We start from the raw sequence: 20,734 nt of genomic DNA, 5'->3' as shown, positions 1-20,734 counted from the left end.
GGCAACCTCAGTGCCCCGCCAGCGCAATCGGCGCCGGATGGGCCAGCCCACCGCGGCACTTGAGCACCCGCACCTGGGCAGGCCTGGCTTCGACCGCCAGGCGCAAGGCGGCGGGCGACGCGTTGACCGCCTCATTCAAGGATCGCCAGGCAAACGCCAGGGTCTGCCCGGTTTCCGCCGCCACCTGCAAGCGGCGCAAGGCCCGGTCATCGGCCTTGCGCGGCCAGCACAACACCGCGCCGCAGCTGCCGGAACGCAGGCACTGCTCCACCGCCCACAATGCATCACGTTCCTCGGCCTGGATCACCGAGAGCTGGCGCAAATCCACCCCGGCGTTCTGCCAGGCGTGAGGGTACGGGGTGTAGGGCGGTGCCACGAGCACAATGCGCTCCCCTGCCGCCGACAAGCGCGCCAGGGTCGGCAGTACCAATTGCAGTTCGCCGACACCCTCCTTGGCCATCAGGATTTCACTCAAGGCCGATTCTGGCCAGCCGCCGCTGGGCAGCACCGCATCCAGCGCCGCAAGCCCTGTGGGATGCACGCTGGCCGCTGGTGCGGCAGGCCGGCCCTTCCAGACTCGGCCGCCATTGAACAGCGAGTCCAGTGCAACGACGGCGCCCATCAGCCTTGCCTCACCAGGCCGCAGAACACCCCTTCGATAGCCAGGTCCTGATCAGGGCCTACCACGATGGGTTGATACGCGGGGTTGCGTGGCAGCAGGCGTACATGGTCGCCGTGACGTTCGAAGCGTTTGATGGTGACTTCGCCGTCCAGGCGCGCCACTACAATCTGCCCATTCAAGGCCTCGGCGCTGCGGCGTACGCCCACCAGATCGCCATCGAGGATGCCGTCTTCGATCATTGAGTCGCCCTGCACACGCAGCAGGTAGTCAGGGGTTTTCGCGAAGGTGCCAGGGTCGAGTTGCAGGCGACTGTGCACTTCGGCGTCGGCGCCGATGGGCAAGCCTGCCGCGACGCGACCGAGGACGGGGACGTCCAGCCATTCGGGGCGTGCCGGTTGGTTGAGCAGGCGGATACCGCGCGCCTGATTGGGGTTGACCTCAATGAAGCCGGCTTCGGTCAGGGCCACCACATGCTTGCGAGCGACACTGCGCGAGGCAAAGCCAAACGCCTCGGCGATCTCGGCGAGGCTGGGGGGTTGGCCTTGTTGCGCGATACGGTCGCGGATAAAGGTCAGGATGGCAGTACGGCGGGGGGTTAAGGTCGTCATGGAGTACATTTGTACTCCTGTGCGAATTTTCTGACAATAGCCGGTAGTCGGGAGTGGGTGTTGTTGGTTTTTGAAAGCGAGGCGGCCTGGCAGCCGACCTGATCATGGAACGGATTCGGTCAAATGTGGGCGCTGGCTTGTCGGACCGCCGAACCGCTGCGATGGCATCGGCTGAATGTCACTGATAGACCGAGGTGCTCGCATCGCATCGGTGCAGGGCGCCGACACACATCAGCGCCCACAATTTCCGCCAATCACCGCCCCCGCAAACGCCCGCCGAACAAACCCGGTCGAATCGCCCAAAGACCCATTAACAGTCGCGGAGTGATCCAGTTCCGGATAAAAATGCCATTCAACCCGGTCCCCAACCTTGCACGCATCCCGTACCAACGCCTTCTGCCCCGGCACAAACACATCAAGGTCCTTGCCCCCCGTGCCGAGAAAAATCGGAATTTCCGTTTTCAACGAGGGGTAAGCCGACGCCCGATTAACCCGCTCCAGCGCCGCCTTGGGCGACTGCTTGAAGCTGGTGTTAAAGGTCAACCCGTCCGCCACCACCCGCTGCTCGATGGCATGCAGGCACTCATCCTGACTGGCTTTGAACGCTGGCAGCGCCTGTTCGGCCAAGTAATCGGCCGGCACAAAGGCGGGGTCCAGCAAACTGGCCGTGCTCAGCCGCAACAGGTTATAGGCAAACGTGGGCACCACCGAACGGCGGGCGTTTTCAAGCTCCGGGCTTTGGCCTTGGGCGTGTGCGGTGGCATACGGCGTCCCCGTCGCCACCACCCCCACAATCTCCAGCTCTGGCGCATAGCCTTTGGCCAACACCGCCGTGGCAAACGCCGCCCGACCGCCCTGGGACTGCCCGAACACCACCACGCGCCTGGACAGTTTGAAATCTGCCGCACCCACAGCACGAATACTGTCCAGCACGCCATAGGCCAGCGGCCGAGTGAGCCCGTAAGGGTGCAGGCCCGGCGTGCCCAAGCCCTGATAATCGGTGGCCACAATCGCGTAGCCCTGGTCGAGCCAATAATTGAGGTAGCGCGTATCCCGTGGGCTGCGCTCGTTAAGCGACGGTGCACAACGGTCAGCGCTGCCGACCGTGCCATGGGCCCAGGCCATCAGCGGCCAGCCACCCACAGGGGGTGTGCCCTTGGGCAGGAACAGCGCACCGGACACCGCGATGGGTGTGGTGTCGTCGAGGCCATCAGTGGAGGCATACAAAATCCGCAGGTTCTGCGCGGCCGAGGCCAGGCTTTGCTGCGGCGTCAGTGCTTCGCTGCGCAACAATGTCCCCGGCGTTTTCGGCACAGGGTCAGCCCAAAAATAGAAGGCATCGGCCGCCTGGCTAGTGCCCGCCGCCAGCACACACAGCAATGCACACCAGCGCATCAAGCGTCACCACCCTTCTTTCAACATGCGCAATTCAAGGTGCTGCAACAGCATGATGGTTTTGCCATCCACAATCTCACCGCTCTGCACCATCGCCAGCGCCTGTTCAAAACCCCGCTCCAGCACCTCGATGTCTTCGCCCTCCTCCTCCAGGCCGCCACCCGTGCCGACCTGGTCCGCCGGCTGGTACTCGCCGATAAAGAAGTGAATCCGCTCGGTCACCGACCCCGGACTCATGAACGCCGAATAGATTTTTTCCACATGGCCCACGCGGTAGCCGGTCTCTTCCTCGGCTTCCAGGCGAATGCGCTCTTCGGGGCTGGCGTTGTCCAGCAAACCGGCCGCGGCTTCGATCAAGTAACCCGGGTAATCATTGACGAACGTGGGCATGCGAAACTGCCGGATCAGCAGCACCGTGCGCCGCTCACGGTTGTACAACAGGATGGTCGCCCCGTTGCCTCGGTCATACACTTCACGGGTCTGGGCTTGCCAGGTGCCATCTCGGCGGCGCAAGTCAAAACTGTATTTTTTCAGAAGGTACCAGTTGTCCGAGAGGGTCTCTTCGGCGGTGATGCGAACGGGGCTGTTTTCCATGGTCAGGTCTTGGCTCAAAGGAACAGGAGCATGTCGCGGCGGCAATACCAGCGTCAAGCGGATGAGTTGCCGCTACAATCGCGCCCCAAGAAGGATCTCTCTGCGGGTTCAAGGAAATGATGCTGCACATCCCGACGCTACTGATAGTGGCCGTGTTCGTATTCTGCCTGATGGGCCTGCTCACGGCGCATGCCTGGAGCCGTGGCCGCGAGCCGACCCTGGGCTACCTCGGCATCATGCTGCTGCTCGCCTCCCTGGGCACGGGGCTGATCGTGGTGCGCGGCATGGGCATGGACTTCGTCGCGCTGATCATCGGCAACGTGGTGCTGTTGCTCAGTGCCGCGATGAACTGGACCGCCATGCGTACCTTCGTGCAGAAACCACCCAGTGTGCCGGGCATCTTTGCCGGTGCCGGGCTGTGGCTGCTGGTGTGCCTGGTGCCGCAGTTCTATGCCTCGTTATCGGCGCGGGTCACCCTGTATTCACTGCTGGCGGCAGGGTATGGAGTGCTGTCGGTCCTGGAGCTGTGGCGCAAACGCGATAGCCTGGAAGTGGCCTATGTACCCGCGCTGGTACTGACCCTGTCGCACACCGGTTTCTATGCTATCCGCGCATTTACCGACACCGGCCTGCCCATCAAGAGTGCCCAGCTATCGGGCGGCGAAGGCGTACCGTTTTTCTCGCTCATGCTGTTTGAGTCCATGCTGTACGCCATCGGCATCGCCTACGTCACGCTGGCGATGGTCAAGGAGCGCGCCGAGCTGCGCTTCAAGGCCGCCGCCTTCAGTGACGCGCTGACCGGTGTCGGCAACCGCCGCGCCTTTATGCTCAAGGGAGAAAAACTCTTGGCGGACAGCGCCCGTCGCAACCAGTGCGCGGCCCTGCTGCTGTGCGACCTGGACCACTTCAAGCGCCTGAATGACAGCTTTGGCCACCCAATGGGCGATAAAGTGCTGATCGCGTTCAGCCGGGTGACTGAAGCCGCGCTGCGCAACGCCGACGTGTTCGCACGCATTGGCGGTGAAGAGTTCGCCTGCTTGCTCGCCGACAGCGATGAAACCGGTGCCTTTCACGTCGCCGAGCGGATTCGCCAGGCATTTGCCGAACTCGACCTGCTGGCGCCTGGCTATTTGAGCGTCAGCATCGGCATCGTCACCACCGATGCGGCAGGCCACGACCTCTCGCACTTGCTCTCCCAGGCTGACCAGGCGCTGTACCTGGCCAAGGCACAGGGACGCAATCGGGTTCAGGGGATGGCAGCAGCCTGAACCGGCGGCTGTTTGATGCGATGCAACTGGGCCGCAACGTCTTCAGCGCTGCCCGCCTTTACCTGTGCCAGCCCGCGCGCGCCACCGGTGACGATTGCCGTTTTACCTATGAAATCCATGTGCGTACTTTCCTGTTCGATCGCCCACCCTAACAACCTGCGCACGCGGCATTCAATGCGGTAACACTTTGCAAGCAAACCCCTGGGTCGACTGTCGAATTAATTCCTGCGGTCTTGCACCATCTGGTAAAACGCGTGCTTCGCCTTTGTCCTGGAACCTTCATGCCATCTCGTTTTCTGTCTCGCCTGGGCCTGCGCTGGTTTCCCCTGCTGTGCATGGCCATTCTGATCATCGGCCTGCCGGTGGGCTGCGCGGTGCTGCAACACAAGGAACGCGAGCTGGTGTTTCGCATCGAGCCGGGCACCGCCGGTTGGTACACCGGCCTGCCCAAGGCCGTACAGGAATTCGATATCAAGCCCGCCAGTTTCAAACCAGGGCAGAACCTCCACGGCTGGTGGTACCCGGCGGACAAGCAGGATGCGCCGGCGATCCTCTACCTGCACGGCGTGCGCTGGAACCTCACCGGGCAACTGTTTCGCATTGAGCAATTGCACGCGCTGGGCTTCTCGGTGCTGGCCATCGACTACCGGGGTTTTGGCCAAAGCCACGGTGACCTGCCTTCGGAAACCACGGTGTATGAAGACGCGCGCATTGCCTGGGAGCGCTTTCAGGTGTTGCAGCCCGACCCCGGCAAACGCCTGATCTACGGGCACTCACTGGGCGGTGCGGTCGCCATCGACCTGGCCGCGCAGTTGAGTAAACAGACGCCGGTTCCCGTGCGCGGGCTCGTGATCGAGTCCACCTTCACTTCACTCGGGGACGCGGCCGCAGCCGTGGCCAATACCTCGCTGCCGGTGCGCTGGTTGCTGTCGCAGAAGTTCGATTCCATCGACAAGATTGCCGACGTGCACATGCCCCTGCTGGTCGTGCATGGCCTCGCCGACCAGTACGTGCCACCGCGTTTCAGCCAACAATTGTTTGAAGCCGCCCAGGAACCCAAGCGGTTATTGCTGGTGCCCGGCGCCACCCATAACAACAGCATGAGCCTGGCCGGCCACAGTTATGGCCAGGCGCTGGACAATCTGATGCGATCAAAGGGGCCGGCGCAGGTGGTCACGCACTCCACAGGCCGTGGTGACGACTCATAAAAATGCTTTTCGGCACTGGGTTCGCGCTTGGCTGTCAAGCGTAAACCCTGCCCATACTGGCCCGCGCCGACAGTTGATCAAATATTAACCGAGGGTTAAATCGCCAACCCTGCCGGGCCTTCGCAAAGTTATCCACAGAGATACCCACGGTTTTCGTGGACAACTCTTTTTACTTTTTTACGATTTTTTTGCTCAATAAACGCCTGTGGGAAAGGTACCCGGCAGCAAAATCTCGCGATTCACATTGCGTATATCGTTATAGCCGCACAGTGCCATCGACACATCCAGCTCACGGGCGATGATGTCAAGGGCCTTGGTCACGCCCGCCTCGCCCATTGCCCCCAAACCATACAAATGCGGGCGGCCGATCAGGGTGCCTTTCGCGCCCAATGCCATGGCTTTAAGTACGTCCTGGCCGGAGCGAATGCCGCCGTCGAGCCACACTTCAATCTGATTGCCCACCGCCTCGACAATCGCCGGTAACTGGCTGATGCTCGACGGCGCCCCCATCCAGCTGACGGCCACCGTGGTTGCTCACCACCAACGCATCCGCACCGGAATTGGCCGCCAGGCGCGCATCTTCCACATCAAGGATGCCCTTGATGATCAGCTTGCCGCCCCAGCATTTCTTGATCCACTCCACATCATCCCAACTCAGGCGCGGGTCGAATTGCTGGGCGGTCCACGACGACAGCGAACTCATGTCCGCCACGCCTTTCACATGCCCGACGATATTGCCGAAGCCGCGACGTTGGGTGCCCAGCATGCCCATCACCCAACGCGGTTTGGTCATCATGTTGAGGATATTCGGCAGGGTCAGTTTGGGCGGCGCCGACAGACCGTTGATCAAGTCCTTATGGCGTTGCCCGAGAATCTGCAAGTCGAGAGTCAGCACCAGCGCGTCCACCCCGGCGGCCTTGGCGCGCTCGATCAACTGCTCGATAAACCCGCGATCACGCATCACATACAGCTGGAACCAGAACGGCTGGCCTACGTGTTCGGCAATGTCTTCCAACGAGCAGATGCTCATGGTCGACAAGGTATAGCGCAGGCCAAAAGCGGCGGCGGCGCGGGCGGTCAGGATCTCGCCATCGGCATGCTGCATACCCGCCAGACCAGTGGGCGCAAGGGCGACAGGCATGGCCATGTCCTGGCCAATCATGGTGGCGCGGATCGAACGCTCATCGATATTGCGCGCCACCCGCTGGCGGAATTTGATGCGGGCAAAATCACTTTCATTCGCCCGGTAGGTACTTTCAGTCCAGGAGCCGGAATCGGCGTAATCGTAAAACATCCGGGGGACACGTTTCTGCGCCAGTTTGCGTAAGTCTTCGATGGTTGTGATCAACGACATCTGGGTCACCTCTCCCTGAACTGAGCGCAGAGAGTAACCGCCGATCGGCTGCGCAACCAGCCATTGCGTTTACTTCGGCAGATGATTAATCTCGCATAAACCCGCAAAAAGAAGCACAAACATGCACAACACCCACCAAGCTGTCGACCTGCCTTCTTTGCGCAAACAAAAGATCCTGTTGCTGCTGGAGCGCGACGGTAAAGTCACCGCGTCTGAGCTGGTTGAACACTTTGCCGTGTCCCAGGACACCATTCGCCGCGACCTCGGCGAACTCGCCGCTGCCGGCTTGTTACAACGCGTGCACGGCGGCGCCCTGCCCCGGCCCAAAGACACCGGAAAGGACTTCTTCACCCGCGTCGGCGAGACCAACGAGGTCAAGCGCCACCTCGCGCAACTGGCGGCTGACCTGGTGGAGGATGGCCAGATCGTACTGTTCGATTCCGGCTCTACCACACTGCAGATTGCCCAGTCGTTACCGCGCTCGATCCGCCTGACCGTGGTCACGCCGTCGCCGATGATCGCCATCGCCCTGGCGGATCATCCCGAGGTAAAAGTGATCCTCGCCGGTGGCCAGCTCAACCCCGCCACCTTGTCCACCAGCGGCCAGGATGCCGTGCGCCTGATCCAGAGCATCAAGGCCGACCTGCTGTTTACCGGCGTGTGCGCGCTGCATCCACAGGTCGGTATCAGCTCGCTGCATTTCGATGAAGTAGCGGTCAAACAAGCCTTGCTCGACAGCGCATCCCATGTCGTGGCCGTGACCCTGGCCGATAAGCTCGGCGCGGTGGAACCCTTTGTGGTCGCGCCGTGCAACCGAATCCATACGCTTATCACGGAGTGGCATGTGCCGAGTGTCGAGGCGTATGAGCAGTTAGGCCTGGAAGTGCTGCGCGTGGAGGTCGACTAGACACAACGCATCGGTCACTGCGTGGCCGCTGGCGGTGTTATCGAAGATGCACCAGGTGGGAACGCCGGCTGCGACAGCGTGGTTCAACTGTCGCGCGAACGCCTGCACCCGTTGCGGGCCATAGGCGCTGTGGTAGATACGCGGCGAACCGTGCAGGCGCCAATACTGTACGCCCTGCCAACCCACGCCCGCGTCGATCACCGCTGGGTCGGCGACCACGCGCCCCATCTGCATCTCCACCAACAACGCTTGAGCCTCAAGCCACGTGGCATGGCGCGGTTCCAGCACAACGGCACCGGCAAAGCGCTGGCGCACTGCACTGAAAAACCCTGCGGCCACAACGGGGTCATAGCTCAGCGAAGGCGGTAGTTGAACCAGCAGGCAGCCGAGCTTTTCCCCCAGATGCAGGCACTGCCCAAGGAACTCATCCAGCGCCGCCTCGCAGTGCTGTAAACGCAGTTCATGGGTGATGCGCTTGGGCACCTTGACCGAAAACCGAAACGCCGGCGGCACCGATTCCGCCCAGCGCTGGTAAGTCTTGGGCTGGTGCGGGCGGTAAAACGAGCTGTTGATTTCCACCGCATTGAAACGCGCTGCATAACGCTGCAAATGCGTGCCCTGGCCGGCAAAGTCCGGCCAGCGTTCGCGGGGCAAACTCCAGCCGGCACACCCCACATACAGCCGTGCCGTCAAAACAGCACCGTGGCCGCGTCGCGCATGAAAATCTCGATCGTCTTGGGCCCGACGCCATCGAATTCGCCCAAGCGCTTTTCAAAAGCCTGACGGTCCTGGCTGGCGCTGCGAATATGGGTGATTTTGCCGGCGTACTCGGCGTTCAATTTGGCGCTGAGGTCGAGCAAGCGCTGCGCCGTGGTTTCGTCGTAACGCACGTAATGGGCGCGCCCGAGCATGCTGACCAGTTCACGCGATGTGCAGTGCTGCAACTTGCGCGCAGTGTCGCGGCCCTGCTCTTCCACGATCACCTTGTAAGCCTGCGCCGCAATGGGCGCCTGGATACGCTTGCCCATCAGGAAGCTGGCAATGAACCATCTGAACAGGCTGGCGTCATCCCCGGGCTTGAGCTCGATGCCCAGTTCAGACGCCGTAATGGACCGAGCCATGCTCAGTGGCCCAACTTGCGCTCAGCCTTGGCGGCCTGCTCGTTGATGGCGTCGGTCTGGCGCTCGGTGTCCTTGATCGACGTGGGCGTCAGCACCTTGTCCACGGTTTCGGTATGCGGGTTCGCACGTTCCAGCGTCTGCCCTTTGGCAGGTTTTTCGGTGCCTTTCTGCGCGTCTTCCGAACTGATGGGCGACGGGGTTTTATCGACGGTTTTGTGATCGGTCACGGTGTATCTCCAGGCAGTTGAACGCCCACCTAAATCGGCAGGCACTTATGCAGCAGAGCCCTGCGAATTGGGTTAGTTCAAGGAAATTGCCCGCCAGTGCCACCGGCGAAATAACTGCGAATTAATTTAAACCTTTTGCTCCAGCACTCGCTCAACCATCAGGTACGGCATCACGCCATTGTCGATTTCAAGGAGATTCACCATGACTACTCTGCTGATGAAACAAATGGGCCTGACCTTTGTGCTGGTTGCGGGCTCCATGACCACGGCCATGGCCGCCACGTCCAACAGCTTTGTCGACGACGCCGCCCAAGGCGGTATCACCGAGGTGGAAGCCGGCAAGCTGGCGCTGGAAAAAAGCAGCGCGAGCGACGTGAAGACTTTCGCCCAACACATGGTCACCGACCACACCAAAGCCAACCAGGAACTGGCGGCACTGGCGAAGAAGCTGGACATCGAAGTCCCCGATGACGCCGCGCTGACCGACAAAGCCAAGAAGGCCATCCTGGAACTGCGCGACGAATCGTTCGACAAGGCCTACGCCAACAACCAGGTGGCGGCCCACGAAAAAACCGTCGAACTGTTCAAGAAAGAAGCTGCTTCTTCGGACAACGCCGAGTTGAAAGCCTTCGCCACCAAAACGCTGCCGACCCTTGAAGCCCACCTGAAAATGGCCAAGGAGCTGCAAGCCAATCACGCCCATTGATCCTTCCCTGACTTAGGAGACACTCGACCATGAGTTCGCAACTCAACGGCAAGAACATCCTCATCATCACCTCCAACACCGGTATCGAGCGCGATGAACTGCTCAAGCCGCTGCAAGCCCTGCGCGGTTACGGTGCGACTGTCACTCACGCCTCCAGCAAAGGTGGCACCACCCAGACCTTCGTCGGCGATACCGAGAAGGATCAAGCCGTGGAATCCGACGTGCAGCTCGCGGATGTCACCAGCAGCGACTTTGACGCCCTGGTCATCCCTGGCGGCACCGTCAATGCCGACACCCTGCGCCAGGATGCGGCAGCGTTGAAACTGATCAACGATTTCGTCAAGGCCGGCAAAACCATCGCAGCAATCTGTCATGGACCCTGGGCGCTGATCGACGCGGGGGTGATCAAGGGCAAGACCTTGACCTCCTACAAGAGCGTACGCATCGACCTCGAAAATGCCGGCGCTGCCGGCTGGGTCGACGCCGAAGTCAAAGCGTGCACCGCCAATGGCTGGACCTTGATTACCTCGCGTACACCGGATGACTTGCCGGCGTTCAACGAGGCGATTGCCAAGGCCGTTGCAGGTTAACGCAGGGCCTGGAATGCAAACAGGCGCCCCTTGGGCGCCTGTTTTCAGTCGGGTTCAGCGTCAGTTTTTTCGAACTTCAGGCATCTCGCGTTTTGGCCCGAACATGGCCCAGGCGATCAGCCCGAACAGCGGTACGAAGATCAGAATGATCAACCACAACCCTTTGGTCTCCCAGCCACCGGTGCTGCGCAAAACGACGTTGATCGCCCACAATTCCAGAATCAGCAGAACCACTGCCAAAATGATCCAGATATATTCTAATTGCATGATTCACCTCCTGAGGTCTATGCGTTAGGTCAAGCAGATCGCTTCAGGGTTCCATCTGATTTTCAGCCAGCACTCACGCCCAATCATCGCGGCGCATCTTGAGCAACCTTCTAGACTCAACCCCAGTTACCTCTTTTGCGTTGGACTACGGAGGTTCAGGATGACAGAGCACGTTATTCACTTTCACTGCCAGATCGACCAGGGTACCAGCGAACGCTTTCGCGACTGTTGCCTGGATGCGATTGACGAAGGCGCCAGTTCCCTGCTGCTGAACCTCTCGACCACCGGTGGCAGCACCAATTTCGGCTTTACCCTCTACACCTTCCTCAAGGCGCTGCCGGTGCCGTTGTGCGCGATTAACGCGGGCAATATCGAATCCATGGGCATCATCATGTTCCTGGCGGCGAACCGTCGCATCACCACACCGCACTCGCGTTTTTTGATCCACCCGATGAACTGGTATTTCAGCCAAAGCTCGGTGGACCACCAGCGCCTGCGCGAGTACCTGTCGAGCCTGGATAACGATTTGGCGCGCTATGTGAAAATCTATGAGCTGGAGACCACCCAGGCCGATACCCAGCTGGATATTTTCAAGTGCCTGTCGGCCGAGGAAAAAGTCATTGCCGCCCATGAATCACTGGCTTACGGGATCGCCCATGAGGTCAAGCAGGTGGTGTTTTCCGAAGACATCAAGCATTGGAAAGTCAGCGGCGGGTAATAACCGCTCGTCGCATGCTCGCGAACTTTTTCAAACTTTGATTTGGATGGCGCATTCCCAATTAAGCGACACCATTGAATTGATTCACTCATTGATGAGGAATTTGGAAATGGCTACTAACGGAAAAACCACGACAGGCGCAGGCGGCAAAGGCAAGCCGGACACCCCGCACAAAAGCGGTGGTCAAGGCTCCGGCGGCAATTTTGCCAATGACCGTGAAAAGGCTTCTGAAGCCGGTAAAAAAGGCGGCGCGCACAGCGCCGGCGGCGGCAAGAAGTCTTGATTGAAACACCACCGGGGCCCGGTTTTTTCCGGGCTTCGGCCTAATCAAGGGGAAAGCGTCATGAAGACCAGTACTTCCCAAAGGATTTTGCTTATCGTCGGTTTTACGGCCCTGCTGGCAAGCCCAGCCTTCGCCGCTTTTGGCGATAATGTCGCTCCGGCAAACTCGCTTAACGGCAACCGCTTCGCCGGCTCCGCATTGCCTCCGGGCACCTATCCCAGCAGCCCTTCGGACTCCACCAAAAAAGCTGACACACCGCCGAAAGAAAAGGCCTCCACCAGTGGCTCGTCAAACAAGCAGCCCACCAGCAAGAAGACCAAGAAGAAGGCAACGCGCAGCGGCAGCTAGCCGCCCGCATCGCCTTCAAGCCGTGACGAAACGCTTCGCGATTGAGGCCGCCACCGGCCTGCGCTCAAGGCATCGTCGTGGCCAGCGTTGCGCAATGGGTTCGCCTTAACCCTACGGCACCGGCAACCAGCCGCTGAAGCCCGCCTGCCGGGTCAGCGGGCACCAGGCAAAGTCGCCTGTAGGGGCCGGCAGTACCTGCTGTTCGACGCCGACCACCGCAGCGCTCTTCCAATCAAACACCGTCGAATCGCGCCAGCCAAGAACCACGCCCTGAGCCTGGCTTTCATCGGTATTGATCCAGCGGGCTGCCGCTGCCGCCATAAACGCCTCAATGGGTTCGTCGTCGATCTGTAATCGATACGGCGACGTGAGCAGCCAGCGGCAGACATTCAGGTGATAGGTCCAATCCTGCGGCGTCTGGTTGCGATAGGCCCATGTCATGAAGCTGCGAAACAGGTTCAAGCCCTCCGGCGGATCAAGCTTGAGCAGTGCCGGGCAAATATCGAACAAGGCATGCCAATGCGGCAACAAGCGTGCATCCAAATGCACGAAGCAGCGGGAATTGCTGGGGTATTCGGGCCGCAACGGCTCCGCGCGCAAGCGACGGGACGCCTTGCTGACCAGGCGGCTGGCGCCGGCAGGCAATAGAGGGTTCATGAAACGCACTCACAGTCGTGACGATAGAACGCCTCCTGATCACAGGAGGCCCAAGGCACACGTCAGAATGCGGGGGAAGCGCGAGGGTTGGCCGAGGGCCATGAGTAGCGCGGAGGGGCTTTGTTGCGGCGCTCGTGGGTAGGGCGCGGGGTTTGCTTAAGGCTCAGCAACCAGGCCAGGCCGATGAGGAACACGATGGCCACCGTCACGGCAGCGCACACCGGGCAGGCAAAGTAGTTCGAGATGTTGCTGGAGGCCGGGATACCTGACCCTTTGTCGGAAACTGGCGCCTGGCTACCGCCCACCGAACAGAACGCCCCCCCGATGCCATTGAGCTGCTGGCCCAACATTTGCCCATGCCCCAAACCGCAGGCGAACAGGTTCATCAGCACGCAAAAGTACAGGGCCCAGGCGATCAGCGAACGGTCAGGGTGGCTCAATTTCATGGCGGCGACTTTACCATCGAAGCCGCAAAAGGATGAAGCGCCACGCGCCCCTGTGGCAGAACGTCGCAGATTACGCGGGCTGGCCAGGGTTGGTAGACTGGGCGCCCTCCTCGTTTCTACGTTTCAATGCCTGGCTGTCAAAGCCTGATGTGTAGATCCAGAGCAATGCAGGCGTTTCACAGGATGCACAGTTGATGAGTACGTTATTCACCCGCCGCAAAGTGCTGACCGGTATGGGCCTGCTGGGCCTCGGCAGTTTACTGGGCGGCTGTGACTACAGCCCCAAGCTGAACTTCAAGTACGGCAAGGACCTCAGTGACAAGATCATGGGCCGCACCTTCAAGCTCAAGAATACTGACGGCGAAACCGTCACCCTGAGCTCGTTCCGTGGCCTCATGCCGGTGGTGTTCTTCGGTTTCACCCAGTGCCCGGCCGTGTGCCCGACCACCCTGGCCCGCGCCGCCCAGGCCAAGAAGCTGATGGGCCGCGACGGCGAGATCATGCAGGTGGTGTTTATCACCCTCGACCCCGAGCGCGACACACCGGAACTGCTCGACCGCTACGTCAAGGCCTTCGACCCCAGCTTCGAAGCACTCTACGGCACTCCGGAAGAAATCGCCGTGGCCGCCAAGGAATTCGGGATCTTTTATGAAAAGATCCCCGCCGGTGACACCTACACCCTGTCCCATACCTCGACCAGTTTCGTCTTCGACACCCGTGGCAACCTGCGCCTGGGCCTGTCGGCATCCCTTACCGCTAAAGAGTGCGCAGAAGACCTGCTCACCGTCATGGAGGTCTGCTAATGACTGCCGTTCAACACCTCAAGCGCATCACCTTCGGCCTGACCCTGCTGGGCCTCGCGGCACACGCCAGCGCCCAGGTACAAGTGACCGACGCGTGGGTCCGCGCGACCGTGGCGGGCCAACCGTCCAGCGGCGCGTTCATGACCCTCACCGCCGACAGCGACAGCAAATTGCTCAGCGTGGCGTCGCCGGTGGCCAAGGACGTGCAGATCCATGAAATGAGCATGAAAGACGACGTGATGCGCATGGGCCCGGTGAACGCGGTCGCCCTGCCCGCCGACAAAGCGATCAAGCTCGACCCGGAGGGCTACCACGTGATGCTGATGGGCCTGACCGGCCAGATCAAGGAAGGCGACCAGGTGCCACTGACCCTGACCGTCGAAAACGCCAAGGGCGAGAAGCAGTCGATCGACGTGAAAGCGCCGGCCCGCGCCTTGAACGACATGGGTGGCATGGACCATAGCAAGATGCATTAAGCCGCAACAGTAAGCAAAAGCCCGGCACCGCGCCTGGCCCTGAGTGGTTAGATCAACAGCGAATTTGCGTACGCCGCAGATTCGCTTTTTTGTGGGCGCTGGCTTGCCTGCGATGCGGCAACCCGGCCCATCAGTGACACACCGTCGATGCCATCGCAGGCAAGCCAGCTCCACCGTTGATTGAGTTCAGCATTGGCTTGGCGCGGGAGTTGGGTAGGATGTTTCGCAAGGGTGAGGCTCAATCCACAATAAACAGCTTCGCCCCCACGCCTGTGGATGAGCGATGCCCTTCCATGTCATTGCCTACCTGGTAACTCATCCCGGCCTTCAGCGTGAACTGGCGGCCATCCTCCAGCTCCGTATGTAACTCGCCCTCGAGGCACAGCAGGACGTGGCCGCGCCAACACCAGTGGTCGGCCAGGTAGCCGGGGGTGTACTCGACCATGCGCACACGGGTGGTGCCAAACTGGCAAGTGCGCCACAGGGCATTGCCGGTAACGCCGGGATGGATCACGGCGTCGAGGCTGGACCAGTCGGTGATGCTAAACGGGACGGCAGTCAGTTCCATCGTGTGCTCGCAAATCAGTGAACGGGGCTCGACACTATCCACTCGGCAGACGCAGGGGTAGACACAGATCGCGCGCTTTTGCGCGATACAGGCGCCCGTGCTTGTTATCCTGCCCGCCCTGTTCTCATGGACGCGTGTTTATGCAGATCGACCCCGCTTTCATCCTTCATCAAACCGAGCACTGGTTACTCAACCATCACCTGGCCTCGAAGCTGCCGGGTTACCTGATGCTCGGCGCCAAAGCCGCCATCGACACCCTCGCCGACATGCCCGAAGCCGCACTCGCGGAGCTGGGTGGCTTACTGGCGAACACCCAACGGGTGATGGAGGCACAGCTGCAGCCGAAATGGCTGTATATCAGCCGCTATGGGCATATGCCGGGCTTTCCACTGCATTTTCATTTCATCCCGGTGTATGACTGGGTGGAACAGGCGTTTTGGCGGGATGAGCGGTATCGGGTGCTGCAAGGTTTTGGCGCACACGAACAGGCGCTTACCGATGGGGCGGAGTTGACGTTGTTTGTGTGGCGCGAGTTTGGCGAGAGCCTGACGCCGCCAATGATTCAGGGGGCTTCGGTCGAGCAGGTGATTGAGCGGCTGCGTGCGGCCTTCAGCGTCGAGTGAAGATCAAGTGTGGGAGCTGTCGAGCTTTAGCGAGGCTGCGATAGCGGTGTATCAGGCGGCAACTATTTTGACAGTGCCGCCGCCATCGCAGCCTCGCCGGGGCTCGACAGCTCCCACAGGGGTTCGGCGGTGTTCATTACATCGCAGACAGCCGCTTTACCATCGGGATGCACGCCAACGTTAATCCCGACGGCGAGTGATACACCGCCTGCTCATCGCCCACATACCCGCACGCCCTGTAAAAGCTCGCCGCGTTCTACGTGGCGTCCAGCACCACCTGTTCAATCGCTGATTCCCGCGCGATCTTTTCCAGATGGTCCAGCATGTTCTTGCCGTACCCGCGACCGGTGAACGCAGGCAGCACGAACAGCGCGCCCACTTCGTTGTTGTCGAGGTCGAGCATGCCGGTGGCGACCGGTTCACCCTGTACCCAGCCCAGGTAAAACGGCTTGTCCATCAGCACGCTGTAGCCGTCCTCAGCGGAGCCACGCGTCCACAGCGCCATTTGTTCAGCGGTGTAGGCGCCGATGCATTGGCTACGAATGGCTTCGCGGCGGATGTTAAACGCGGCGTTGGCGTCGTCGGGCGTGGCCCGTTTGATCTCGAGCATTGCGTTGTCCTTTCATGCGTTTTCATTGCCCTTTCGGGTGAATGAATAACGGTCGATATCCGTTCGAAGTGTCCACCCCTGCCCTTGCCAATACTCGGCCGCGTGGGTGTTGGTTTTGAAAACGTCGAGGTGGCATTTGTGAATGCCCTGCTGCGCCAGCGCAGCGAGGCAGCGTTGCACCAACGCTTGGGCGACGCCTTGGCGACGATAGTCCGGCAACACCAGCAGGTGCTGCAAATACCCGCGACGCCCATCATGGCCGCACATCACACAGCCGATCAACCGGCCCTCGGCTTCGGCGACAAAACTCATCTGCGGGTTACGCGCCAGATAACGCTGCGTGGCCTCGCGGGAGTCGGCGTCACGCAGGGAAATACCGGGGGTGTTTTGCATCAGTTCGAGCACAGCGTCGTAGTCGGTTGGGGTCATGACGCGGATCGTAGGCATGGCATGAAACCTTGTGGGAGCGGGCTTGCCCGCGATGGCGGTGGGTCAGTCGGGACTCTATCACCTGGACGACTGCAATCGTGGGCAAGCCCACTCCCACAGAGGATTCAGGGTGGTTGATAAACCTATCCACCGCCTCTGCATCCGATATTTATGCTCTGTTCCCAGCTTAATAATATTTTATTAAAAACCGCCCTCCCCCTACCTTGAAGTCATGCCCAAGCTGAATCCAACTGCATTACGCAAGGACAGACACATGACGCAAGCAATAACAACAATAGACACCCTGGTGGTGGGAGCCGGTCAGGCTGGCGTGGCCATGAGCGAGCACTTGAGCAAGCAAGGCGTGCCGCACCTGGTGCTGGAGCGCAGCCGTATCGCCGAGCGCTGGCGCACCGGGCGCTGGGATTCGCTGGTGGCCAACGGGCCGGCCTGGCATGACCGCTTTCCGGGGCTTGAATTCGACGACGTCGCTGCCGATGGCTTCGCGCCGAAAGAACGCGTGGCGGATTACTTCGAAGCCTATGCGCGCAAATTCAATGCGCCGATTCGCACCGGTGTGGACGTAACCTCCGTGGTACGCAATGTCGGCCGCCCGGGCTTTACCGTGCACACCAGCGACGGCGTGATCGAAGCCAACCGCGTCGTCGCGGCCACCGGGCCGTTCCAGAAACCGGTGATTCCGGCCATCGCGCCTAAAGACACCGCGCTGCACCAGATCCATTCCGCCGACTACCGCAACCCGGCGCAACTGCCGGCAGGCGCGGTGCTGGTGGTGGGCGCCGGTTCGTCCGGCGTGCAGATCGCCGATGAATTGCAGCGCGCCGGGCGCCGGGTGTACCTGTCGGTCGGCGCCCATGACCGCCCGCCGCGGGCCTATCGCAACCGTGATTTCTGCTGGTGGCTGGGCGTGTTGGGCGAGTGGGATCAGGCCGCGATGAAACCCGGCCGCGAGCACGTAACCATCGCCGTGAGCGGCGCCCACGGCGGCAAGACCATCGACTTCCGTGAACTGGCCCAGCAAGGCATGACCCTGGTTGGCCTCACGCAAGCGTTCAATGGCAGCACCGCCACCTTCCAGCCCAACCTGGTGGACAACCTGGCACGCGGCGATGAGAACTACCTGGCGCTGCTGGAAGCGGCGGATGCCTATATCGAGCGCAACGGCCTCGACCTGCCCGTGGAACCCGAAGCCCGCCGCGTGTTCCCCGACGCCGAATGCATCAAACACCCGATCCTTGAGCTCGACCTGGCCGAGGCCGGTATCACCTCGATCATCTGGGCCACCGGGTTTGCCGTGGATTACAGCTGGCTGAAAGTCGATGCGTTTGACGCCGCCGGCAAGCCGCAGCACCAGCGCGGCGTGGCCAGCGAATCGGGCATCTACTTCCTCGGCTTGCCGTGGCAGTCGCGCCGTGGCTCATCGTTTATCTGGGGCGTGTGGCATGACGCCAAGTACGTGGCCGACCACATCGCCATCCAGCGCCAATACCTTGAGTACCGCGAAGCCGCACCGGTTGTTCACACCGCCCCTGTCAGCGCCTGATCCTTTTTTCTGGAGTTTTTTGATGCCTACTCACACTCGCATCCGCATGTTCAACACCAAGGAAACCTACCCTAACCAAAGCCTCGACAACGACCTGTGCCAGGCCGTGCGCGCCGGCAACACCGTGTATGTGCGCGGCCAGGTGGGCACCGATTTCGACGGCAACCTGATTGGCCTCGGCGACCCGCGTGCCCAGGCCGAACAGGCGATGAAAAACGTCAAGCAACTGCTTGAAGAAGCTGGCAGCGACCTGAGCCATATCGTCAAGACCACCACTTACCTGATCGACCCACGCTACCGCGAGCCGGTGTACCAGGAAGTCGGCAAATGGCTCAAAGGCGTGTTCCCGATCTCCACCGGGCTGGTGGTCTCGGCCCTGGGCCAGCCGCAGTGGCTGATGGAAATTGACGTGATCGCGGTCATCCCCGAATAAGGAGCCACCCATGACCTTTTCAATCGTCGCCCGTTGCGCGGACACCGGCCAGCTGGGCATCGCCATCAGCTCATCGAGCATCGCCGTGGGCGCCCGCTGCCCCTGGCTGCGGCCCGGTGTGGGCGCGGTCTCGACCCAGAACATCACCCTGCCGGCGCTGGGCCCGGACGTGCTCGACCTGCTCGAACAAGGCCTGGCGCCGGCCGAGGCCGTCGACAAAGCCCTGACGCGCAACGGCTACAGCCAATACCGGCAGCTGACGGCGATTGATCACCTGGGCCGCAGTGTGCATTTCAGCGGCAGTGAAACCCTCGGCACGCACAATGCCGTATCGGGCGAACAGTGCGTGGCGGCGGGCAACATGCTCGCCGACCGCGCAGTGATCGAAGCGATGGTCAAGGCCTTCGAGCACGGCGAAGGCCAGTTGGCAGACCGCCTGCTGGCGGCGATGCACGCCGCCATCGCCGCCGGTGGCGAAGCCGGGCCGGTGCATTCCGCCGCACTGGTGGTGGTGGGCGAGCTGACCTGGCCAATCATCAACCTGCGGGTGGATTGGGCCGATGCGCACCCCATCGGCGAACTGCAAAAACTCTGGGACGCCTACCGCCCGCAAGTGCAGGACTACATCGACCGCGCCCTCGCCCCCGACCGTTCCCCCGGTTACGGCGTAGCCGGAGACGACCGATGAGCAGCAGCCGCGAGTTGCTGCGCGCGCTGGTGGGGTTTGATACCACCAGCCGCGAATCCAACCTGTTGCTGATCGCGTTCGTGCGCGATTACCTGGCGGGGCACGGCGTGGCCAGTGAGCTGGTCTACAACGCGGAACGCAGCAAGGCCAACCTGTTCGCCAGCATCGGTCCGGTGGAGTTGCCGGGCATTGTGCTGTCGGGGCACACCGACGTAGTGCCGGTGGACGGCCAGCCGTGGACGCTGCCGCCGTTTGAATTGACCGAGCGCGACGGCAAGTTGTTTGGCCGTGGCACGGCGGACATGAAGGGCTACATCGCGTGTGTGCTGGCGCTGGTGCCGGCGTTGGTCAAGGCCAACTTGCGCCTACCGGTGCATATCGCCCTGTCTTACGACGAGGAAGTCGGCTGCCTGGGCGTACGCTCGTTGCTCGCGGTGTTGGAGCAACGGCCGGTGAAACCGATGCTGTGCATCATCGGCGAGCCGACTGAACTGAAACCGGTGCTCGGCCATAAGGGCAAGCTGGCGATGCGCTGCGACGTGCATGGCGAGGCCTGCCATTCGGCGTATGCGCCGTCTGGGGTGAACGCGATTGAGCATGCCGCCGACTTGATCGGTGAACTGGGGCGAATTGGCCAGCGGCTGCGGCAGACGCAGGACCCGAGGTTTGATCCGCCCTTCAGCACCGTGCAGACCGGCGTGATTGCCGGGGGTAAAGCACTGAATATCGTCCCGGCAGACTGCCGGTTTGATTTCGAGATTCGCGCATTACCTTCTATGGACCCGGGTGAAGTGGCCGAGGAACTGCAAGCCTACGCCCTGCAACAGGTATTACCGCGCATGCAGGCGGTGAGTGCGCAGAGTGCGATCCGGTTTACCGAGCTGTCGGCGTACCCGGGGTTGGTGACCGATGAGCGCAGCCAGGCAGCGGAATTGATTGCGGCATTCAGCGGCTCAAGGGACTTCGGCACCGTGGCATTCGGCACCGAGGGCGGGTTGTTTGAAGCAGTGGGCATTCCCACGGTGGTGTGCGGGCCCGGGAGTATGGACCAGGGGCACAAGCCGGATGAGTTTGTGAGTATCGAGCAGTTGGCAGGCTGTGACGCCATGCTGCAGCGCATGCTCGACTCGATCCGCACCTGAGCCGAACACACCCCCAATGGGCAACACAGCTCTCCTGTGGGAGCTGGCTTGCCTGCGATGGCGGTGTACCCGCCAACAC

General features: G+C 61.3%; 27 protein-coding genes and 3 pseudogenes. 15 read left to right on the top strand and 15 right to left on the bottom strand.

From position 1 onward, the window contains the following. Positions 1-7: 7 nt before the first annotated feature. From imuA to ACDZ94_RS13565, 4 genes are all read right to left on the bottom strand, one after another. Positions 8-622 (bottom strand): translesion DNA synthesis-associated protein ImuA, encoded by a 615-nt coding sequence (imuA, locus tag ACDZ94_RS13580; RefSeq protein ID WP_064451940.1) that lies wholly within the window; start codon positions 620-622, stop codon positions 8-10. Then, positions 622-1,239, bottom strand: coding sequence for a transcriptional repressor LexA (gene lexA / locus ACDZ94_RS13575; protein WP_064451939.1), 618 nt, complete (start codon positions 1,237-1,239; stop codon positions 622-624). The genes imuA and lexA overlap by 1 nt, the downstream gene beginning before the upstream one ends. Before the next feature lie 222 nt (positions 1,240-1,461). Continuing rightward, a complete protein-coding gene (locus ACDZ94_RS13570; RefSeq protein WP_432751500.1) occupies positions 1,462-2,625 on the bottom strand; it encodes a lipase family protein in 1,164 nt (387 codons plus the stop codon). 6 nt (positions 2,626-2,631) lie between these two features. Then, complete coding sequence (locus tag ACDZ94_RS13565; protein ID WP_064451938.1) at positions 2,632-3,219, bottom strand: NUDIX domain-containing protein; 588 nt, start codon at positions 3,217-3,219, stop codon at positions 2,632-2,634. 116 nt (positions 3,220-3,335) lie between these two features. On the opposite strand from ACDZ94_RS13565, the gene ACDZ94_RS13560 reads away from it, so the two are divergent. Beyond that, positions 3,336-4,487, top strand: coding sequence for a GGDEF domain-containing protein (locus tag ACDZ94_RS13560; RefSeq protein WP_064451937.1), 1,152 nt, complete (start codon positions 3,336-3,338; stop codon positions 4,485-4,487). Here ACDZ94_RS13560 and ACDZ94_RS13555 read toward each other — a convergent pair. Further along, positions 4,466-4,606, bottom strand: a complete 141-nt coding sequence (locus ACDZ94_RS13555) for a hypothetical protein (RefSeq protein WP_432750290.1) — start codon at positions 4,604-4,606, stop codon at positions 4,466-4,468. The genes ACDZ94_RS13560 and ACDZ94_RS13555 overlap by 22 nt on opposite strands. Positions 4,607-4,768: 162 nt before the next feature. Between ACDZ94_RS13555 and ACDZ94_RS13550 the strand changes: the two genes are divergently transcribed. Next, positions 4,769-5,695 carry an alpha/beta hydrolase gene (locus ACDZ94_RS13550; RefSeq protein WP_221294477.1) on the top strand — a complete coding sequence of 309 codons (927 nt, stop codon included), beginning with the start codon at positions 4,769-4,771 and terminating at the stop codon, positions 5,693-5,695. A gap of 192 nt (positions 5,696-5,887) precedes the next feature. On the opposite strand, the pseudogene ACDZ94_RS13545 reads toward ACDZ94_RS13550, so the two are convergent. Beyond that, positions 5,888-7,049 (bottom strand): annotated as a pseudogene (locus ACDZ94_RS13545) (alpha-hydroxy acid oxidase). 121 nt (positions 7,050-7,170) lie between these two features. Between ACDZ94_RS13545 and ACDZ94_RS13540 the strand changes: the two are divergent. After that, positions 7,171-7,956: a DeoR/GlpR family DNA-binding transcription regulator gene (locus ACDZ94_RS13540; RefSeq protein WP_407017491.1), complete on the top strand. Its 786-nt coding sequence runs from the start codon at positions 7,171-7,173 to the stop codon at positions 7,954-7,956. Here the strand turns inward: ACDZ94_RS13540 and ACDZ94_RS13535 are convergent. From ACDZ94_RS13535 to ACDZ94_RS13525, 3 genes are read right to left on the bottom strand one after another with little or no spacing between them, the layout of a single operon-like run. Next, the gene (locus tag ACDZ94_RS13535; RefSeq protein WP_407017492.1) at positions 7,921-8,649 is read right to left on the bottom strand and encodes a DUF72 domain-containing protein; all 729 of its coding nucleotides are present in this window, start codon (positions 8,647-8,649) and stop codon (positions 7,921-7,923) included. The two genes, ACDZ94_RS13540 and ACDZ94_RS13535, sit on opposite strands and share 36 nt — an antisense overlap. Then, complete coding sequence (locus ACDZ94_RS13530; protein ID WP_064451932.1) at positions 8,646-9,077, bottom strand: hypothetical protein; 432 nt, start codon at positions 9,075-9,077, stop codon at positions 8,646-8,648. Before ACDZ94_RS13530 ends, ACDZ94_RS13535 begins: the two co-directional genes overlap by 4 nt. Positions 9,078-9,079: 2 nt before the next feature. Further along, positions 9,080-9,304 carry a hypothetical protein gene (locus ACDZ94_RS13525; protein ID WP_064451931.1) on the bottom strand — a complete coding sequence of 75 codons (225 nt, stop codon included), beginning with the start codon at positions 9,302-9,304 and terminating at the stop codon, positions 9,080-9,082. 202 nt (positions 9,305-9,506) lie between these two features. On the opposite strand from ACDZ94_RS13525, the gene ACDZ94_RS13520 reads away from it, so the two are divergent. Both ACDZ94_RS13520 and ACDZ94_RS13515 read left to right on the top strand, forming a co-directional pair. After that, the gene (locus ACDZ94_RS13520) at positions 9,507-10,010 is read left to right on the top strand and encodes a DUF4142 domain-containing protein (RefSeq protein ID WP_064451930.1); all 504 of its coding nucleotides are present in this window, start codon (positions 9,507-9,509) and stop codon (positions 10,008-10,010) included. A 29-nt stretch (positions 10,011-10,039) separates the two neighbouring features. Then, on the top strand, positions 10,040-10,600 hold the full coding sequence (locus ACDZ94_RS13515; protein WP_432750289.1) for a type 1 glutamine amidotransferase domain-containing protein: 561 nt from the start codon (positions 10,040-10,042) through the stop codon (positions 10,598-10,600). A gap of 60 nt (positions 10,601-10,660) precedes the next feature. On the opposite strand, the gene ACDZ94_RS13510 is transcribed toward ACDZ94_RS13515, so the two are convergent. Next, positions 10,661-10,867 (bottom strand): hypothetical protein, encoded by a 207-nt coding sequence (locus ACDZ94_RS13510; protein WP_064451928.1) that lies wholly within the window; start codon positions 10,865-10,867, stop codon positions 10,661-10,663. A gap of 160 nt (positions 10,868-11,027) precedes the next feature. On the opposite strand from ACDZ94_RS13510, the gene ACDZ94_RS13505 reads away from it, so the two are divergent. The 3 genes and pseudogenes from ACDZ94_RS13505 (at position 11,028) to ACDZ94_RS13495 (ending at position 12,216) form a co-directional block, all read left to right on the top strand. Continuing rightward, complete coding sequence (locus ACDZ94_RS13505) at positions 11,028-11,585, top strand: ATP-dependent Clp protease proteolytic subunit (RefSeq protein WP_064451927.1); 558 nt, start codon at positions 11,028-11,030, stop codon at positions 11,583-11,585. A gap of 175 nt (positions 11,586-11,760) precedes the next feature. Continuing rightward, positions 11,761-11,868, top strand: a pseudogene (locus ACDZ94_RS13500) (general stress protein); the annotation flags it as partial. Between the two features lie 60 nt (positions 11,869-11,928). Continuing rightward, positions 11,929-12,216, top strand: a complete 288-nt coding sequence (locus ACDZ94_RS13495) for a hypothetical protein (RefSeq protein WP_432750288.1) — start codon at positions 11,929-11,931, stop codon at positions 12,214-12,216. A 111-nt stretch (positions 12,217-12,327) separates the two neighbouring features. On the opposite strand, the gene ACDZ94_RS13490 is transcribed toward ACDZ94_RS13495, so the two are convergent. Both ACDZ94_RS13490 and ACDZ94_RS13485 read right to left on the bottom strand, forming a co-directional pair. Beyond that, a complete protein-coding gene (locus ACDZ94_RS13490) occupies positions 12,328-12,873 on the bottom strand; it encodes a putative natural product biosynthesis protein (protein ID WP_432750287.1) in 546 nt (181 codons plus the stop codon). A 62-nt stretch (positions 12,874-12,935) separates the two neighbouring features. Then, entirely contained in the window at positions 12,936-13,319 is a 384-nt protein-coding gene (locus ACDZ94_RS13485) for a DUF2946 domain-containing protein (protein WP_432750286.1), read from the bottom strand. A gap of 194 nt (positions 13,320-13,513) precedes the next feature. Between ACDZ94_RS13485 and ACDZ94_RS13480 the strand changes: the two genes are divergently transcribed. Beyond that, positions 13,514-14,122: an SCO family protein gene (locus ACDZ94_RS13480; protein ID WP_053255622.1), complete on the top strand. Its 609-nt coding sequence runs from the start codon at positions 13,514-13,516 to the stop codon at positions 14,120-14,122. Beyond that, the gene (locus tag ACDZ94_RS13475; RefSeq protein ID WP_432750285.1) at positions 14,122-14,598 is read left to right on the top strand and encodes a copper chaperone PCu(A)C; all 477 of its coding nucleotides are present in this window, start codon (positions 14,122-14,124) and stop codon (positions 14,596-14,598) included. Before ACDZ94_RS13480 ends, ACDZ94_RS13475 begins: the two co-directional genes overlap by 1 nt. A 238-nt stretch (positions 14,599-14,836) precedes the next feature. Here the strand turns inward: ACDZ94_RS13475 and ACDZ94_RS13470 are convergent, their stop codons facing one another. Further along, positions 14,837-15,166, bottom strand: a complete 330-nt coding sequence (locus tag ACDZ94_RS13470) for a DHCW motif cupin fold protein (protein ID WP_432750284.1) — start codon at positions 15,164-15,166, stop codon at positions 14,837-14,839. Positions 15,167-15,306: 140 nt separating this feature from the next. Here ACDZ94_RS13470 and ACDZ94_RS13465 point away from each other — a divergent pair, with 140 nt between their 5' ends. Continuing rightward, positions 15,307-15,789: an HIT family protein gene (locus ACDZ94_RS13465; protein ID WP_432750283.1), complete on the top strand. Its 483-nt coding sequence runs from the start codon at positions 15,307-15,309 to the stop codon at positions 15,787-15,789. A 136-nt stretch (positions 15,790-15,925) separates the two neighbouring features. Here ACDZ94_RS13465 and ACDZ94_RS13460 read toward each other — a convergent pair. Continuing rightward, positions 15,926-16,399 (bottom strand): annotated as a pseudogene (locus tag ACDZ94_RS13460) (GNAT family N-acetyltransferase). Positions 16,400-16,411: 12 nt separating this feature from the next. Then, complete coding sequence (locus tag ACDZ94_RS13455; RefSeq protein ID WP_432750282.1) at positions 16,412-16,846, bottom strand: GNAT family N-acetyltransferase; 435 nt, start codon at positions 16,844-16,846, stop codon at positions 16,412-16,414. A 214-nt stretch (positions 16,847-17,060) separates the two neighbouring features. Here ACDZ94_RS13455 and ACDZ94_RS13450 point away from each other — a divergent pair, with 214 nt between their 5' ends. From ACDZ94_RS13450 to argE, 4 genes are read left to right on the top strand one after another with little or no spacing between them, the layout of a single operon-like run. Further along, on the top strand, positions 17,061-18,392 hold the full coding sequence (locus ACDZ94_RS13450) for a flavin-containing monooxygenase (protein ID WP_432750281.1): 1,332 nt from the start codon (positions 17,061-17,063) through the stop codon (positions 18,390-18,392). A 22-nt stretch (positions 18,393-18,414) separates the two neighbouring features. Beyond that, entirely contained in the window at positions 18,415-18,825 is a 411-nt protein-coding gene (locus ACDZ94_RS13445) for a RidA family protein (RefSeq protein WP_003207327.1), read from the top strand. Positions 18,826-18,835: 10 nt separating this feature from the next. Then, positions 18,836-19,513: a DUF1028 domain-containing protein gene (locus ACDZ94_RS13440; protein ID WP_432750280.1), complete on the top strand. Its 678-nt coding sequence runs from the start codon at positions 18,836-18,838 to the stop codon at positions 19,511-19,513. Continuing rightward, a complete protein-coding gene (argE, locus tag ACDZ94_RS13435; protein ID WP_432750279.1) occupies positions 19,510-20,655 on the top strand; it encodes an acetylornithine deacetylase in 1,146 nt (381 codons plus the stop codon). Before ACDZ94_RS13440 ends, argE begins: the two co-directional genes overlap by 4 nt. The last annotated feature ends 79 nt before the right edge of the window (positions 20,656-20,734 follow it).

Origin of the sequence: Pseudomonas sp. UBT (assembly GCF_050915955.1) — a bacterium.
Classification (GTDB): Bacteria; Pseudomonadota; Gammaproteobacteria; order Pseudomonadales; family Pseudomonadaceae; genus Aquipseudomonas; species Aquipseudomonas antarctica_A.
The sequence above is the reverse complement of the archived record's forward strand: the minus strand, read 5'-3'. Positions and strand labels throughout refer to the sequence as shown.